This is a genomic window from Streptomyces sp. NPDC014882 (assembly GCF_043081325.1).
GTDB lineage: Bacteria > Actinomycetota > Actinomycetes > Streptomycetales > Streptomycetaceae > Streptomyces.
The window spans coordinates 366,046-383,060 of record NZ_JBIBWL010000006.1 but is presented as its reverse complement, the minus strand read 5'-3'; the positions used below and the strand labels follow the sequence as shown (position 1 = coordinate 383,060).

Genomic DNA, 17,015 nt, shown 5'->3' with positions numbered 1-17,015 from the left:
GACGGCCCGCCCGGCGGGCGTCAGCCGCTCGCGGAGTCCAGCGCCGACTGGAGCGACCGGCGGTAGCCGTCGCTGGTGTAGGTGGCTCCCGAGACCGTGTCGATGTCCGCGCTCTGGGCGCTGAGCGCCTCCCGGGTCAGCTGGGGGACGGCGTAGCCGTTGATCTGCTGGTCCCTCGGGTTCTCCTGGGGGTAGGCGACCGCGGTGACGTCGGTGAGCCTGCCGTCCTCCAGCGTGACGCGGACCTGGACGGGGCCGTAGCGGGTCTGGACCGCGTCCCCGGTGAGCGTCCGGGTCCCCGTGACCGTCGAACCGCCGGATCCGCCGGAACCCCCCGTCCCGCCCGACCCGGCCGTCCCGCCCGAGGCGCCGGAGCTGCCGGACACCGCGGGAGAGGGCGCGAGCCCGGCGACGGCCGGGGCCGTGTGCGGCTTCAGCGACAGCACCAGTACGACCCCGGAGACGGTCGCGGCGCTCGCCAGCACGATGCGGCGCAGCGGGTGGTTCTTCCTCAAGGTGTGCAAGGCGGCCTCACAGTTCGAAGGACTCGTGGTGGATGCGGCGGTCCGGGACCCCCGCGGCGCGCAGCGCCTCGTACAGGCCCCGGGCGAACCCGTGCGGGCCGCACAGGTACACGTCGTGGGCGGCCAGGTCGGGGACGGCCGCGCTCAGGGACGCCGCCGTGAGGTCCGGACGCCGGCCGTGCGGGCCGTTGAGCGCGTAGAGCACCCTGGCCCCGCGCCACCGTGCGACGGCCTCCAGCTCCCCGCCCAGGGCGAGGTCCTCCGCCGTCCGGGCGCGGTAGACGAGCGTGACGTCGCCGGGCAGCGTCTCGAACAGGGCCCGCAGCGGGGTGATGCCGACGCCGCCCGCGATCAGCAGGGACTGGGGAGCGGTCCGCCGGTCCGCGGTCAGCGCCCCGTAGGGGCCCTCCGCCCACACCCGGGTGCCCGGCCGCAGCAGGGAGACGGCGGCGCTGTGGTCGCCGAGCGCCTTGACCGTGATCCGCAGCAGGTCCCGACGCGGCGGCGCCGACAGGGAGTACGGAGTCGAGGTCCAGCGCATGCCGTCGGTGAGGAAGCGCCACCGCAGGAACTGGCCGGGCAGCGCACCCATCTCGTCCAGCCGCCGGCCGCGGACGACGACGGAGTACACGCCCGGCGCCTCCCGGTGCACGGAGTCCACCCGCAGCCGGTGCCGCAGGTTGAGCCGGACCGGGGCGAGGATCCGGAACCACACCACCAGGGCCGCGGCCCCCAGGTACAGCGCGTACCAGGCCGCCTGTGCCCAAGTGTTGCCGGTGAAGTCGGATCCCAGGGCGAGCTGGTGGCCGAAGGCGAGGAAGACCGCTGCGTAGGTGAGCAGGTGCACGTAGTACCAGAACTCGTGGCCGACCCGGCGGCGCACCGCGCGGACCGAGACGATCCCGACCGCGAACAGGACGACGGTGCCGGCGGTGGCCTTGAGCATCTCCGGATAGTCCAGGACCACCGTGACCGCCTCGGCCACGATCGAGGAGCGGTCCTGGGCGGCGTACCCGAGCAGGATCAGCACGACGTGGGCCGCCAGCAGGCAGATCGTGTAGCGGCCCGCCATCGCGTGCCAGCGCGTCACCCGGTCCGACCCGATCCGCCGCTCCAGCAGCGGGACGCGGGCCATCAGGGCGACGAGCACGGCGCAGGCGTACCCGGACAGCAGTCCCGCGATCCGCCCGGCTCCCGTCAGCCAGCCCGCGGCCCCCACCACCGACCCCGTGTCGTACCACCACAGGGCGACCACGGCGGCGGCCCCGCCCCACAGGGCGGCCAGCACGGGGCCCGCCGGGGAACGCCCGGGCGCGGGAGGCGGGGCGGGCGCGGGGGCGACCCCTGGCCGCGCGTACGTCGTCGTCATCCGTGTGTCCCTTCGGCTTTCCCCGGCTTTTCCCGGCTTCCCCCGGCTTTTCCGGCTTCTCCGTACGTCCGCCGAGGCCGTCCGGGACGCCACTGTGCCGAGGCAACCTCTGAGTCCGCTCTCAGCGCGCGACCGCCCCGGCGCGGCTCCGCCGCAGGTGGGAGGGGTCGCCGGGACGATCGGGCGGAGCGGCGGCCGGGCGGACTCAGAGCGGACTCAGAGCGAACTCAGAGGTCCGGGAGACAGCCCCCGTCCCGGCGGGACCGCATCCTGGTACGTGAGATGAACACTCCCCGCCACCGCGGCTCCGGCCGCCCCGCCCTCACCCGGACCGACGGCACCCCCCTCCGGGTCCTCGTCGTCGACGACGACCCCGACCTCGCGGAGGTGCTCTCCGGCGCCCTGCGCTACGAGGGCTGGGAGGTGCGCACGGCGGGCGACGGTGTCTCGGCCGTCGCCGAGGCCCGCGAGCTGCTGCCCGACGCCGTCGTCCTCGACGTGATGCTCCCGGACACCGACGGCTTCTCCGTGCTGCGCTCGCTGCACGGCGTGCGCCCCGACGTGTGCGTGCTCTTCCTGACCGCGCGGGACGCCGTCGAGGACCGCATCGCGGGCATCACGGCGGGCGGCGACGACTACGTGACGAAACCGTTCAGCCTGGAGGAGGTCGTGGCCCGGCTGCGCGGTCTGCTGCGCCGGGCCGGCATGGCCCGGCAGAGCGAGGACGGGCCGCGGCTGACCGTCGGCGACCTGGTCATGGACGAGGAGGCCCGCGAGGTCACCCGCGGCGGCGACCTCGTGGAGCTGTCCCCGACCGAGTTCGAACTGCTGCGGCTGCTGATGCGCAATCCGCGGCGGGTGCTCAGCAAGGCCCAGATCCTCGACCGCGTGTGGTCCTACGACTTCGGCGGCCAGGCCCACGTCGTCGAGCTGTACATCTCCTACCTGCGCAAGAAGGTGGACGCGGGCCGCCCGCCCATGATCCACACGGTGCGGGGCGCCGGATACGTGCTCAAGCCGGTGACCCGGTGAGCGCCGGTGACCCGGTGGGCGCCGGACCGCGACGGGCTTCCGCACGCCGGCCGCGCCCGCGCGGGACGGCGCGGCGGCTGCCGCGTCCGCCCTGGCCGCACACGCTGCGGGCGCGGCTCACCGCCGGACTGGTCGTCCTGCTCGCGGTCAGCTGCGCGGCCGTCGGGGTGGCGGCGGTGCTGGAGCTGAACGGCTTCCTCACCGGCCGCCTCGACCAGCAGCTGCGGGAGGCGGGCGTACGCTTCCCCGCCAGTCTGGAGCACGTCGGGAGGCTGCCCTCGGACCACGACGGCGACGAGGACGGCGACGGCGACACCCGCCGGCAGACCGTCGGGACCTTCGGCGCCCGGCTCGTCGGGGACACGGTCACCAACGCCGCGGTGGTCGCGTCCGGCGGCCGTACGGGCACGGTGAGCGTGTCGCTCGGGGAGCGCGACAGCCGCCGGCTGGCCGGACTGCCGGCCGACGGCGACGGGCACACGACCGAGCTCTCCTCCCTCGGCGAGTACCGCCTGATGGCGTTCCCCGGCGCGGACGGCGACGTCCTGGTCACCGGGCTCCCCATGGAACCGGTGGAGGCCACCGTCCACCGGCTGGAGCTGGTCGCCACGGTCGTCTTCGGCGCGGCGCTGCTCGTCGCCGGCTTCGCCGGGGCCCTGTGGGTGCGCTGGTCGCTGCGACCGCTCAGCCGGGTGGCCGCGACCGCCACCCGGGTCAGCCGGCTTCCGCTGTCCAGCGGCGAGGTGGGGCTCTGGCCGCGCGCGCCCGAGGCCGACCCGCGCAGCGAGGTGGGGCGGGTCGCCGACGCCTTCAACACCATGCTCGGCCACGTCGAGGACGCGCTGACCAAGCGGCAGGCGAGCGAGGAGCGGCTGCGCAGCTTCGCCGCCGACGCCAGCCACGAGCTGCGCACGCCCGTGGCGACGGTCCGCGGCCACGCGGAGCTGGCGCTGCTGCACCCCGGTCCGGTGCCGCCGAAGGTGGTGCGGGCCCTGGAACGCATCGAGGCCGAGGCGGCCCGCATGGGCGAGATGGTCGACGACCTGCTGCTCCTCGCCCGCCTCGACGCGGGCCGTCCCCTGGAGCGTCTGCCCGTCGACCTGACCCGGCTGGTCCTGGACGCCGTGACGGACGCGCAGGCCGCGGGCCCCGGACACCGCTGGACGCTGGAACTGCCCGAGGAACCGGTGACGGTGACGGGCGACGCCCACCGCCTCCACCAGGTACTGGCCAACCTGCTGGCCAACGCGCGCCTGCACACACCCGTCGGCACCACGATCACCGTCTCGGTCGAGACCGACGGCACGACGGCGGAGCTGAAGGTCCACGACGACGGCCCCGGCGTCCCCGCGGACGTCCGCCCCCGGGTCTTCGAACGCTTCGCCCACGGGGAGCGCCGCCGTACGGAAGACGCGCCGGGCGGCACCGGAACCGGCACCGGCCTCGGCCTGTCGATCGTGGCCGCCGTGACGGAGGCCCACGGCGGCGACGTCACCCTCGACAGCGTCCCGGGGTCGACCACCTTCACCGTACGGCTCCCGGTCCGGCCGCCCGCGGCCGATCGCCCGTGACGGACGGCCGGACACCGACCGGCGATCCCGGGAGGGGCGGCCCTCACCCCCCTGGCCCGGCCCCCTCGACCCCCTCGACCCCCTCGGCTCCCTCGGCTCATGCGGCCCTCCGCCCTGACGTGGCCCCTCGCCGCGGCCCTCGACGGGCTCGCCGTCCGCTGCCGGGCCGCCGCCGCACGGGCCGCGACCACCCGTACCGCACCGGCCGCGGCCGGACGGCCGCCGCGCGGGGGAACCCCGGCGACGCGCCGGGGCCGTTCGGCTCCCGGCGGGGACCTCCGGCCCTGCCGGCCCGCACGCGCGGCCCACCAGAATGGGGGCGCGCCCCTGAAGGAGGTCCGTACATGCTCGCCATCACCGTCGGTCTCGACGGCTCGCCCGAAAGCCTTGCCGCCGCCGACTGGGCCGCTCGCGAGGCGGCACAACGAGAGACGCCCCTGTGCCTCCTGCACGCCGGGGACCCGCCGCGCCCGCTCTACGCGCCGCTCGCGGGCCTTCCGGCACCGGGCGTGCTCGACGCGCAACGCGCGTGGGCGACCCAGCTGCTGAGCGAGACCGCCGCCCGGCTCGCGGAACGCCACCCCGGCCTGCGGATCAGCACCCGGCAGACCGACGACCCGGTGGTCCCGGCCCTGCTGGCGGCCGGGGAGGACACCGACCTGCTGGTCCTCGGGTCCCGGCGCCTCGGCACGGTGTCGGGCTTCCTGGTCGGCTCCGTCGCCCTCGCCACGGTGGCGCGTGCCGAACACCCCGTCGTCCTCGTCCGGGCCGACGGCAGCCCCGAGGACGAGCACCTGCCGGACGCCACGGGCGCCGGCGCGACCACCACGCCCTACCGCGAGGTCGTGCTGGGGCTGGACCCGCGGAGCCCGGCCGACGCCGTCCTCGAGTTCGCGTTCGAGGCCGCCCGGCGCCGTGCGGCGGGCCTGCGGGTGGTCCACGGCTGGAACCCGGCGGTCGACCAGGGCCACGGCGCCGTCCCGGAACCGGGACCCGACGCCGAACCGTCGGAAGAGGCACGGCACGGGCTCAGTGACGTCCTGCGGCCCTGGCAGGACAAGTTCCCGGGCGTGGAGGTGCGGGAGCAGGCCGTCATCGGCGGCGCCGGCCGTCATCTCGTGCACGCGTCGAGGGACGCCTCCCTGGTCGTCGTCGGACGCAGGACGCGCCGGGCGCCGGTCGGCGGGCGCGTCGGTCCGGTGACGCACGCGGTGCTGCAGCACGCCTCCGCGCCGGTCGCGGTGGTCCCGCACGACTGACCCGCCGCGGCCGGATGTCCGCCGGTACCGGCACGGGCGTCCGGCCGCAACCGCGCCCGGGCCGGAAAGGTCTGACGGCGTGTCGGGGAAAAGGGCCGGACGGCCCACCGGAGGGGACCGGGCAGCCTCTGCCCCCGCATCGCCCGCCGCGCGACGCTGGCACCGGAACACAGAGCGAATGTGGGAGGTGCGGAGATGCTTCTGCCCGTGACCGCCGGAGTCGACGGATCCGCCGAGAGCCTGGCCGCCGCCGCCTGGGCGGCCCGCGAGGCCGCCCGGCAGGACCGGCCACTGCACCTGGTGCACGCCCTGGCCTGGCACCCCCAGCGCCGGGACGACGACAGCACGGGCGCCGCCGGGCGGCATCTGGCCCGGCGCGCCCTGCGGCAGGCGGAGGAACGGGTCCGCGCCGAACGCCCCGGTGTGCGCCTCACCGACGAGCAGCTGGAGGGCCCGGCCACCGCGGCCCTGCTCAAGGCCGCGGACCGGTCGGGCCTGCTGGTCCTCGGCTCACGCGGGCTGAGCGGTTTCACCGGATTCCTCGTCGGCTCCGTCGCGCTCGGCGTGGTCGCGAGGGCCGCGTGCCCCGTGGTCCTCGTGCGGGCGGACGAGGAGGAGGCGGACGAACACCTGCCGGCCGGCGACGGAGGCGCCTCGACGGACACCGGACACCGGGACGTCGTGCTCGCCGTCGACCTCGGCGAGGCCTGCGACGAGGTCATCGAGTTCGCCTTCGAGGCGGCCCGGCTCCGCGACGCGCGCCTGCGCGCCGTGCACGCCTGGCACACGGCGGGCCCGGTCGGCCTCGGCCTCGGCACCGGCGACATCGGCCTGGTGCGGGAGTCCTGGCAGGGCGAGGAATGGCTCGGCTTCCTCAAGGCCGTGCTCCAGGTGTGGCGGGACAAGTACCCCGACGTGGAGGTCCTGGAGACGGTGGTGGAGGACAGGCCGTCGAGCGCGCTCGTGAGGGCGGCGACCGGAGCGGGTCTCCTCGTCGTCGGCCACCGCGTCACCGAACGCCCGGTCGGCCCCCGTACCGGACCCGTCACCCACGCCGCGATCCACCACGTCGGCTGCCCGGTGGCCGTCGTCCCGCACTCCTGAGGGGAGCGCCCGTGCCCGCGGGGCGGGTCCGGACGGCGGCGTCGGGCACCGGTCCCGAACGCGCTGCAGGTACGGGCGCCGACCCCGGCCCGTACGGTCCGGCCGGCGTGACCGGCAGGCGCACGGCGATCCCGTGACGGGGTCGCCGGCCTCCACGCACCCCCGTCCGCGCGCCCCGCCTCTGCGCGCCGCACCCGTGCGCCGTTCCGGCACGCCCGGGGCGGCGGCCGCCGCCCCGGCACGTCCCGCGGGCCTGCCCGGTCCCGGGGCGCGCCCGGCACCGCGGCCGCGGGCCGCGGGACGTCGGACACGGGACGTCGGACGGAGTCCCCGGCCGGACCGGATCACCGCCGGCGCCGCGCGTCCTCGCCGTCGGGCCGGTCGCCCCGGTACAGGCGGGCCGGGTCGACGAGCACCACCTGTCCGTCGGCTTCGGCCGCGCGGAGCGCGGGAGTGAAGCCGACACCGCTGTAACAGGCCGGACGGGCGCGGGTGACGTCCTCGTCGCGGGCGGCGAGCAGCGCGAGGAGGCGGCGGACGTCTTCCAGGTGGCGCAGGTCCATCACCTCGTCCCAGCGCGCCAGCCCCACCGACAGCACAGGCCCGGGACGGGCGTCCGCACGGCCGCGCACGACGACATCGGCTTCCACGTCCGGACCGGCACGTTGCTCCGGATCGGAGAGCGAGCCGTGGGCCGCCGACGCGGGGAGCGCGCCGAAGACGTCCCGGCCGGCGAAGTCCAGGACCCAGTCCCGGCAGATCCGCGCGAAGTGGGGGCCGGCCACGGCGGAGTCGAAGACGGGACGTGCGCGTCGCCAGACCTCGACGGCGTCCTGCTGTTCCAGCGCCGAGCGCAGGGGCCGGACGGCCGCGTGTTCGAAGGCGAGCAGCGGCTCCGCGATACGCAGCCGGACCAGGTTCGGCCGGAAGGCGTCGGGTTCGTCGTACAGCAGGCCGTTCGCCCGCAGGAGCGCCAGACAGTGCGAGGCGTCGGTGAGCGGGGTGCCGAGACACTCCGCGATCTCGCCCTGCGTCGAGCAGCCCGAGGCGATGGCGGCGAGCGCGGAGTGGCACAGCGCGCGGTCCCCGTGGTCGGTCTCCTCCTGCAGCAGGTGACGCGGTTCCAGGTACAAGGGGGTCCGGGGGTCCAGGACGGTCCTGCACACCCAGGCGTCGAAGTCGTCCCGCCCGCCGGGGGTGTCGTCCGCCGTGTAGCGCCGGTAGGCGGGGGTTCCGCCCACGACGGCGTGGACCGACAGGGCGAGGCGGGGGTCGTCGATGCCCCAGAACCGCGCGGCCTGCCGGAAGTCCAGCGGACGGAGGGCGAGTTCCAGGTCGGCCAGGCCGTGCAGCGGTGCGGCCGCGCCGAACAGCCGGTGCATCACGGTCAGGGAACTGCCGCTGAGCAGCAGGCGGATACGGTTCTCCCGCCCCGTTTCGCGCAGCCGCCGGTAGGCGCTGTGGAGGACGGAGGGAAGCTCGGGGCTCTGCCGCACCAGGTCGGGGAACTCGTCGATGACGACCGGCACGGGACGCCCCCGCTCGCCCAGCGCGAGCAGCGCGTCGACGGCGTCCTCCCATCGGGACGGGCGACCGGGCGGCGCTTCGCCCGTGTACCGGGCGAGCTCGTCGCCGAGGCGGTGCAGGGACTCGGCCCGGGCCGCCTGCTGCGCCCCGAAGCAGAAGCCGCCCAGGGCGGCGGTGAGTGCCTTCAGGAGGTGTGTCTTCCCCTGCCGCAGCCGTCCCGACACGATCCCGAGTCCGGCACCGGGCCGGGCGTCACAGGCGAACGCGACGAGCGCGTCCCACTCGGCGTCGCGGTCGAACACCGTCTCCGGCTTCGCGGGGCGGGAAACGTCGAACGGCGACACGGCCGCTCCCCTCGCTCGGCAGCACTCCTGCCACCAGTACAACCTCGAATGCCGGACGCCGCGACACGCGCGGACACCCACGCGGCGGGTGCCGCGTCCGGCGGCCGGTCCAGCCCCCGGACCGTCCCCCGCGGGTCCGGGGCCGCGCCCCGATCCTCGTGAGCGGCAGGGGCGCCGTCCGCGCCCCGGCCGGTGGGGCTGCCCGCGGAGGCACCCGGGTTGCGGCAGGCCATGGCGGGGCCGCTGCCCGGCCGGGGCGGCCGGCGCCTCGTGCACCGTGCCCCGGCGCCGTCGTGCCGCACTCCGCCGGGACCGGCGCGGCCCCCGGCCGCCGTGCGACGGGCGGGACCCGTCGGCGCGGCGCGTACGCCGGCCCGCCCGGCCGGAGGGCGCGCCCAGGCGGGGCTCGTCGCCTCACGGCGCCCGAGCCCGTACTCCACCCCCGAGAGCGCGCCTCGCAGCGGTGCGCATTCGTTCCCCGCAGGAGTGAGGATGGGATGACGGGGCGCGCTCGTCGCCATCGTCTCCCTCCGGGACGAGGAGGTCGGATCGTGTTCTTCCTGGATCGTCGTGACGCCGGCCGGAAACTCGCGGCCCTGCTCGGGCACCTGAAAGGGACCGAGGTGGTGGTGCTGGGCCTGCCCCGTGGCGGGGTTCCGGTCGCGGTGGAAGTCGCCGAGGCGCTCGGCGCGCCGCTGGACGTGTGCCTGGTGCGGAAGCTGGGGGTGCCCTTCCAGCCGGAACTGGGGATGGGCGCGATCGGTGAGGGCGGGGTGCGGGTGATCAACGACGACGTGGTGCGCACGGCGCGGGTCACCCCCGAGGAACTGGCCGAGGTCGAAGCCCGTGAGCGGGAGGTGCTGGACGCGCGCGCCCGGCGCTACCGGGGCGGGCGGGAGCCGGTCGGGCTGCGGGGCCGCACCGTGCTGGTGGTCGACGACGGGGTGGCCACGGGGTCGACGGCGCGCGCGGCCTGCCGGATCGCCCGGGCCCGCGGGGCGGCACGGATCGTGCTGGCGGTCCCCGTGGCGCCGCACGACTGGACCGCGCGGCTCGGCGAGGACGCCGACGAACTGGTGTGCCCGCACACCCCGCGGGACTTCTTCGCCGTCGGACAGTTCTACGCGGATTTCGACCAGACCGAGGACGACGAGGTCGTCGCCTGTCTGGAAGCGGCGCTCGCCCGCGCCGTGAGCACCCGCCGGACCGGGCGGCGTCACGTCGTGCCCGAGGACCGGGAGGTGGACGTCCGGGCCGGTGCGGTGGTGCTGCGCGGGCGGCTGACCGTGCCCGAGGACGCGGCCGGGGTGGTGCTGTTCGCGCACGGGAGCGGCAGCAGCCGGCACAGCCCGCGCAACCGGTTCGTCGCGGCCGGGCTGAACCGGGCGGGGCTGGGCACCCTGGTGTTCGACCTGCTCACCGAGGAGGAGGAGATCCACCGGGCCAACGTGTTCGACACCGGGCTGCTGGCCCGCCGTCTGGCGGACGCCACCGCCTGGCTGCGCGGACGGCCCGGGACCGAGGAGCCGGCGGTCGGGTACTTCGGCGCCAGCACCGGTGCCGCGGCCGCTCTGTGGGCGGCCGCCGAGCCGGGCGCGCGGATCGCCGCGGTCGTCTCCCGGGGCGGCAGGCCCGACCTGGCCGGGCCGCGGCTGCCGGCGGTGACAGCGCCCACGCTGCTGATCGTCGGAGGCCACGATCGGCTGGTGCTCGACCTCAACCGCGAGGCCCAGGCCCGACTGCGTTGCGAGAACCGGCTGACGGTCGTCCCCGGCGCCACCCACCTGTTCGAGGAGCCCGGCGCCCTGGAGCAGGTCACGGAGCTGGCCGGGGGCTGGTTCACCGATCACATGGCCCCGGTTCCGCACACCGCGAGGTGAGGGACGCGGGCGGAAGCCCACGGCGACGGCCTGGAGGGCCGGGACGACGGCGACGGGAGCGAAGGCACGGCTCCGGTCGACGACACCGGTCGACGACACCGGCCGACGACACCGGTCGACGGCACGGTGGCGGACACCGGGACGGCGGCCCCGCCCGGCGGCCGCCCCCTGGCCGGGCCCGAGCGCCCCGTGCTACGAAGGACCATGTCTGCGCGCGAGGGGAACCCCGGACGTCGTTCCTACGACGTCGTCATCGTCGGCGGCGGTCACAACGGGCTGGTCGCCGCGGCCTACCTGGCGCGGGCCGGGCGGTCCGTGCTGGTGCTGGAGCGGCTGGACCACACCGGGGGCGCCGCCGTCTCCACCCGGCCGTTCGCCGGCGTGGACGCCCGGCTGTCACGCTACTCGTACCTGGTCAGCCTGCTGCCCTCGAAGATCGTGCGGGACCTCGGGCTGGACTTCCGGGTCCGCGGGCGCACCATCTCCTCCTACACGCCCGCCGAGCGCGACGGGCGGCCGACCGGGCTGCTCGTGGGCGGCGGCGAGGCGCGCACCCGCGCGGCGTTCGCGCGGCTGACCGGCGGCGAGCGGGAGTACGCGGCCTGGCGGCGCTTCTACGGCAGGACCGGGCGCCTGGCCGGACGGATCTTCCCGACGCTCACCGAACCGCTGCCCACCCGCGAGGAGTTGCGCCGGCGCGTCGACGACGAGGAGGCCTGGCGGACGGTCTTCGAGGAGCCCCTCGGCGTCGCCGTCGAGGAGCACTTCACGGACGACCTGGTGCGGGGCGTCGTCCTGACGGACGCGCTGATCGGCACCTTCGCCGACGCCCACGACGCCTCCCTCAAGCAGAACCGCTGCTTCCTCTACCACGTGATCGGCGGCGGCACCGGCGCCTGGGACGTGCCCGTCGGAGGGATGGGGGCGCTCACCGACGCCCTGGCCGACGCCGCCCGGAGCGCGGGCGCCGTCCTCGCCACCGGGCACGAGGCCGTCCGGATCGACACCGACGGCCGCGGCGCCGAGGTCGTCCACCGCACCGCCGACGGCGAGGGCGTCACCGCCGCCCGGCACGTCCTCGTCAACGCCTCCCCGCAGGCGCTCGCCGCCCTCACCGGGGACACCCCGCCGGCCCCCGCCGAGGGCGCCCAGCTCAAGGTGAACATGCTGCTGAGCCGGCTGCCCCGGCTCCGCGACACCTCCGTCGACCCGCGCGAGGCCTTCGCCGGCACCTTCCACATCGCCGAGGGCTACGCCCAACTGGCCGCCGCCCACGCCCAGTCCGCGGCCGGCGACCTGCCCGCCGCCCCGCCGTCGGAGATCTACTGCCACTCCCTGACCGACCCGACGATCCTCGGCCCGGACCTGGCCCGGCGCGGCTTCCAGACGCTCACCCTGTTCGGCCTGCACACCCCCGCCCGGCTGTTCGAACGGGACAACGACGCCGTACGCGAGGAACTGCTCGGGGCCACCCTCGCCCAACTCGACGCGCACCTCGCCGAGCCGCTCGCCGACTGCCTGGCCACCGACGCCGACGGCCGTCCCTGCATCGAGGCGAGGACCCCGCTGGACCTGGAGCGCGACCTCGGGCTGCCCGGCGGCCACATCTTCCACCGCGACCTGGCCTGGCCGTACGCCCAGGAGGGCGCCGGCCGCTGGGGCGTCGGGACCGCGCACGCCAACGTGCTGCTCTGCGGCGCCGGCGCGGTGCGCGGGGGAGGGGTCAGCGGGGTGCCGGGGCACAACGCGGCGATGGCGGTCCTGGAGGACCTCGCCGGATGAGGCCTCGCCGTCGAAGGCGACGCCGAGCCCGCCGTACGGCTCCACGGCCCGGTCGACGGCGGCCCGGACGCTCGCGGGACGGGCGGGGCGGGCGGGGGCGTGCGCGGCGCGGACCGGGCGCGGACACGTTCCCGCTCCGCCGGGCTTGACCCGACCCGGCGGCGAGCCGAGGATCATGTGCCATGACGCCCGGACACGGCAGCACCGTCGACGGGGTGCTGCGCCGCAGCGCCCGACGCACTCCCGCACGCGTCGCGGTGGAGTACCGCGACCGCACCTGGACCTACGGGGAACTCGACGAGGCGGTCTCCCGCGCGGCGAGCGTCCTGCTCGGCCGGGGCCTCGCCCCCGGCGACCGGGTGGCCGCCTACGGCCACAACTCCGACGCCTACCTCGTCGCGTTCCTCGCCTGCGCCCGCGCCGGCCTGGTGCACGTCCCCGTCAACCAGAACCTCACCGGCGACGACCTCGCCTACCTCGTCGGCCAGTCGGGCAGCACCCTGGTCCTCACCGACCCCGGCCTCGCCGGCCGGCTCCCCGACGGCGTGCGGACGCTGCCGCTGCGCGACGCCGACGACTCGCTCCTCACCCTGCTGGCGGCCGCCCCCGCCCACGACGGCCCCGAGCCGCGCTCCGAGGACCTGGTCCAGCTCCTCTACACCTCCGGCACGACGGCCCTCCCCAAGGGCGCGATGATGACGCACCGCGCCCTGGTCCACGAGTACCTCAGCGCGATCACCGCCCTCGACCTGAGCGCCGGCGACCGCCCCGCGCACTCGCTGCCCCTCTACCACTCGGCGCAGATGCACGTCTTCCTGCTCCCGTACCTCGCGGTGGGCGCCACCAACGTCATCCTCGACGCGCCCGACGGCGACCTCCTGTTCGACCTGATCGAGGCGGGCCGGGTCGACAGCCTCTTCGCCCCGCCCACCGTGTGGATCGGCCTGGCCGACCGGCCCGACTTCGGCACCCGCGACCTCGGCGGGCTGCGCAAGGCCTACTACGGTGCGTCGGTCATGCCGGTACCGGTCCTGGAACGGCTGCGCGAGCGCCTGCCGGGGCTCGCCTTCTACAACTGCTTCGGGCAGAGCGAGATCGGCCCCCTCGCCACCGTCCTGGCCCCCGACGAGCACGAGGGCCGCATGGACTCCTGCGGACGCACCGTCCTGTTCGTGGACGCGCGCGTGGTCGACGGCGACGGCGAGGACGTGCCCGACGGCACTCCGGGCGAGATCGTCTACCGCTCCCCGCAGTTGTGCGAGGGCTACTGGGACAAGCCCGAGGAGACCGCCGAGGCCTTCCGCGACGGCTGGTTCCACTCCGGCGACCTCGCCGTGCGGGACGCCCACGGCTACTTCACGATCGTCGACCGGGTGAAGGACGTCATCAACTCCGGTGGCGTCCTGGTCGCCTCGCGGCAGGTCGAGGACGTCCTCTACACGCACGAGGCCGTCGCCGAGGCCGCCGTGGTCGGCCTGCCCGACGAGAAGTGGATCGAGGCCGTCACCGCGGTCGTCGTCCCCCGCGGGGAGGTCACGGAGGACGAACTCGTCGCCCACGCCCGCGAGAGGCTCGCCGCGTTCAAGGCGCCCAAGCGGGTGCTGTTCGTGGACGGACTGCCGCGCAACGCCAGCGGGAAGATCCTCAAGCGGGAGCTGCGCGACCGCTTCTCCGGAGCGTAGGCGCGCGGCCGCGTCGCTCCGGCCCCTGACCGTCCCGTCCCCGGCCGTCCGGTCCCCGCCATCCCTGACCGTCCCGTCCCCGCCGTCCCGTCGCCCGGCCGTCCCTACCCGCGCGGGCGCAGGTCGACGATCCGGCGGATCTTCCCCACCGACCGCTCCAGCGACTCCGGGTCCACGACCTCGACGGCGACCGAGACCCCGACGCCGTCCTTCACGGCCGCCGCGATCGAACGGGCGGCCGTGTCACGGTCCTCGGGCGAGGCGTCGGGGCGGGCCTCGGCGCGGACCGTGAGGGCGTCGAGGCGGCCCTCGCGGGTCAGCCGCAGCTGGAAGTGCGGGGCGACCCCCGGGGTGCGCAGCACGATCTCCTCGATCTGGGTGGGGAAGAGGTTCACCCCGCGCAGGATCACCAGGTCGTCACTGCGGCCGGTCACCTTCCGCATCCGCCGGAACTCCCGCGCCGTGCCGGGCAGCAGCCGGGTCAGGTCCCGGGTCCGGTACCGCACCACGGGCATCGCCTCCTTGGTGAGCGAGGTGAACACCAGCTCGCCCTCCTCGCCCTCCGGCAGCACCTCGCCGGTGAGCGGGTCGACGATCTCCGGGTAGAAGTGGTCCTCCCAGACGTGCAGCCCGTCCTTGGTCTCCACGCACTCCTGGGCGACACCGGGGCCGATCACCTCCGACAGCCCGTATATGTCGACCGCGTCGATCGCGAACCGCTCCTCGATCTCCCGGCGCATCTCCTCCGTCCACGGCTCGGCGCCGAAGATCCCCACCCGCAGGGAGGTGCCGCGGGGGTCGACGCCCTGCCGCTCGAACTCGTCGAGCAGCGTGAGCATGTAGGACGGGGTCACCATGATGATCCCCGGCTTCAGGTCCTGGATCAGCTGGACCTGCCGCGCCGTCATGCCGCCGGAGGCGGGGACGACCGTGCAGCCGAGCCGTTCGGCGCCGTAGTGGGCGCCCAGACCGCCGGTGAACAGGCCGTAGCCGTACGCCACGTGGACCGTGTCGCCGGGGCGTCCGCCCGCCGCCCGGATCGAGCGGGCCACCATGTCCGCCCACAGGGACAGGTCGTTCTCCGTGTACCCGACGACGGTGGGACGGCCGGTGGTGCCGCTGGAGGCGTGGATGCGCCGGATCCGCTCGCGCGGCACGGCGAACATCCCGTACGGGTAGTTCTCCCGCAGGTCCGCCTTGGTGGTGAAGGGGAACCGGGACAGGTCGGCGAGTTCGCGGCAGTCGTCGGGGTGGACCCCCGCCTTGTCGAACGCGTCCCGGTAGAACGGGACGTGGGCGTACGCGTGCCGCAACGAGGCCCGCAGGCGCTCCAGTTGGAGCGCGCGCAGCGCGTCCAGGCCGAGCCGTTCGCCCTCGTCCCGCAGGTCCCTCGCCGTCACCACGGACACCTCCTCGCCGACCGTGCCGATCCGGACGACCGATCATTCGGTCGACGCCTCACGGGCCATTGATCCAGACGCGCACCGGTGAGGCAAGGGGCCGGGCCGTACTTTCGGGACCTCGGGGAACGCCGTTGCGTCCGGCCCCGGCCGACCCCCAGGATGCGGGCATGCCGATCTTCACCGCACCCGACGGGACCCCGCTCGCCTACCACGTCCGGGGCGAGGGCGAGCCCCTCGTCGTCCTGCCCGGCGGGCCGATGCGGGCCTCGGAGTACCTCGGCGACCTCGGTGGCCTCGCCGCCCGCCGCCGGCTGATCCTGCTCGACCTGCGCGGCACCGGCGACTCCTCGGCCCCGGCGGACCCGGCGACGTACCGCTGCGACCGCCAGGTCGAGGACGTGGAGGCGCTGCGGGTCCATCTCGGCCTCGAACGGATGGACCTCCTGGCGCACTCGGCGGGCGGCAGCCTCGCCCTGCTCTACGCGGCCCGCCACCCCCGGCGCGTGGCCCGGCTCGTCCTCGTGACCGTCATCCCCCGGGTCCTGGGCCGGCCGGCAACCCCCGGGGAACGGCTGGCGGCGGCACGGCTGCGCGCGGACGAGCCGTGGTTCACGACGGCCTTCCCCGCCTTCGAGGCCTGGACGGCCGGCGGGGAGGACGTCGACCTCACGGCCGTCGACGCCTTCTTCTACGGCCGCTGGGACGACACCGCCCGCGCCCACGCGGCCGCCGCGGACGAGCAGACCGACGAGGAGGCCGAGGGCCGCTTCCACGACCCGGCCGCCTACGACCCGCCCGCGGTGCGGGCCGCCCTCGCCGGCGTCGACGCCCCCGTGCTCGTGCTCGCCGGTGAACTGGACGGCGGCCCCCGCCCGGAACCGGCCCGGCTCCTCGCCGACGCCTTCCCCCACGCCGAATTCGCCGTACAGCCCGGCGCCGCCCACTACCCGTGGCTGGACGACCCGGCGTGGTTCACCGCCCGCACCGAGGCCTTCCTGGCCGGCGAGGCGCCGCCTCCGGCCGCGGCGGAGTAGCCCCGCGCCCGCCCGCGACGGCGGGGCGCGGTCCTGGTCCGTGCGGCTCGGGGGAACGCCGCCGTGATCCGCGAAGGTCCCCCTCACGTGCCCTGTCGGCGCCGGGGACCGGTCGCTAGGCTGGCCGCGGACGACGAACCGGGAGGAGCACGGACGTGGCCGAGAGCACGATCCAGCAGCAGCCGCTCGCGAGCTGGGACAAGCCGGAGCTGGACCTCAGCAACGCCGAGTGGCGGTCCGGCAGCAGGGGCCGGGGTGATGTCCAGATCGCCTTCGTCGAGGGATTCGTCGCGATGCGCAACAGCGGCCGCCCCGAGAACCCCTCCCTGATCTTCACGCCCGCCGAGTGGGGCGCGTTCGTCTCGGGGGCGCGCGAGGGGGAGTTCGACCTGACCTGAGCCCCGCCGACCCCGCCGACCGCGCCGGGCCCGTCGCCGCGGCGGGCCGAACCGGCGGTGCGGGCCCTCATTTTCCGGACACGCGGCCGGGGAGAGCCGGCCGGGG

At 75.9% G+C, this 17,015-nt stretch carries 13 protein-coding genes; 9 read left to right on the top strand and 4 right to left on the bottom strand.

What is annotated here, in order from left to right; translation table 11 throughout:
- Positions 1–20 precede the first annotated feature (20 nt).
- Together ACF09K_RS17670 and ACF09K_RS17665 are read right to left on the bottom strand one after the other, a co-directional pair.
- Positions 21–524, bottom strand: a complete 504-nt coding sequence (locus ACF09K_RS17670) for an FMN-binding protein (protein ID WP_392244487.1) — start codon at positions 522–524, stop codon at positions 21–23.
- Between the two features lie 7 nt (positions 525–531).
- The gene (locus ACF09K_RS17665; protein ID WP_392244485.1) at positions 532–1,893 is read right to left on the bottom strand and encodes a ferric reductase-like transmembrane domain-containing protein; all 1,362 of its coding nucleotides are present in this window, start codon (positions 1,891–1,893) and stop codon (positions 532–534) included.
- Positions 1,894–2,175: 282 nt separating this feature from the next.
- On the opposite strand from ACF09K_RS17665, the gene ACF09K_RS17660 reads away from it, so the two are divergent.
- From ACF09K_RS17660 to ACF09K_RS17645, 4 genes are all read left to right on the top strand, one after another.
- On the top strand, positions 2,176–2,925 hold the full coding sequence (locus ACF09K_RS17660) for a response regulator transcription factor (RefSeq protein ID WP_392244484.1): 750 nt from the start codon (positions 2,176–2,178) through the stop codon (positions 2,923–2,925).
- A 77-nt stretch (positions 2,926–3,002) separates the two neighbouring features.
- A complete protein-coding gene (locus ACF09K_RS17655) occupies positions 3,003–4,496 on the top strand; it encodes a sensor histidine kinase (protein WP_392244551.1) in 1,494 nt (497 codons plus the stop codon).
- Between the two features lie 344 nt (positions 4,497–4,840).
- A complete protein-coding gene (locus ACF09K_RS17650) occupies positions 4,841–5,755 on the top strand; it encodes a universal stress protein (RefSeq protein ID WP_392244483.1) in 915 nt (304 codons plus the stop codon).
- Between the two features lie 195 nt (positions 5,756–5,950).
- Positions 5,951–6,859 (top strand): universal stress protein, encoded by a 909-nt coding sequence (locus ACF09K_RS17645; RefSeq protein ID WP_392244481.1) that lies wholly within the window; start codon positions 5,951–5,953, stop codon positions 6,857–6,859.
- Positions 6,860–7,203: 344 nt separating this feature from the next.
- Here the strand turns inward: ACF09K_RS17645 and ACF09K_RS17640 are convergent, their stop codons facing one another.
- On the bottom strand, positions 7,204–8,730 hold the full coding sequence (locus tag ACF09K_RS17640) for an ATP-binding protein (protein WP_392244480.1): 1,527 nt from the start codon (positions 8,728–8,730) through the stop codon (positions 7,204–7,206).
- A gap of 551 nt (positions 8,731–9,281) precedes the next feature.
- Between ACF09K_RS17640 and ACF09K_RS17635 the strand changes: the two genes are divergently transcribed.
- From ACF09K_RS17635 to ACF09K_RS17625, 3 genes are all read left to right on the top strand, one after another.
- On the top strand, positions 9,282–10,610 hold the full coding sequence (locus ACF09K_RS17635; protein ID WP_392244479.1) for a phosphoribosyltransferase family protein: 1,329 nt from the start codon (positions 9,282–9,284) through the stop codon (positions 10,608–10,610).
- 204 nt (positions 10,611–10,814) lie between these two features.
- Entirely contained in the window at positions 10,815–12,392 is a 1,578-nt protein-coding gene (locus tag ACF09K_RS17630; RefSeq protein ID WP_392244478.1) for a phytoene desaturase family protein, read from the top strand.
- Positions 12,393–12,574: 182 nt separating this feature from the next.
- Positions 12,575–14,074 (top strand): acyl-CoA synthetase, encoded by a 1,500-nt coding sequence (locus tag ACF09K_RS17625; RefSeq protein ID WP_392244476.1) that lies wholly within the window; start codon positions 12,575–12,577, stop codon positions 14,072–14,074.
- A 104-nt stretch (positions 14,075–14,178) separates the two neighbouring features.
- Here the strand turns inward: ACF09K_RS17625 and paaK are convergent, their stop codons facing one another.
- Positions 14,179–15,477 (bottom strand): phenylacetate--CoA ligase PaaK, encoded by a 1,299-nt coding sequence (gene paaK / locus ACF09K_RS17620; RefSeq protein ID WP_392244474.1) that lies wholly within the window; start codon positions 15,475–15,477, stop codon positions 14,179–14,181.
- A gap of 167 nt (positions 15,478–15,644) precedes the next feature.
- Between paaK and ACF09K_RS17615 the strand changes: the two genes are divergently transcribed.
- Together ACF09K_RS17615 and ACF09K_RS17610 are read left to right on the top strand one after the other, a co-directional pair.
- Positions 15,645–16,511, top strand: coding sequence for an alpha/beta fold hydrolase (locus ACF09K_RS17615; RefSeq protein ID WP_392244472.1), 867 nt, complete (start codon positions 15,645–15,647; stop codon positions 16,509–16,511).
- Between the two features lie 155 nt (positions 16,512–16,666).
- Positions 16,667–16,909, top strand: coding sequence for a DUF397 domain-containing protein (locus ACF09K_RS17610; RefSeq protein ID WP_392244470.1), 243 nt, complete (start codon positions 16,667–16,669; stop codon positions 16,907–16,909).
- Positions 16,910–17,015: the final 106 nt, after the last annotated feature.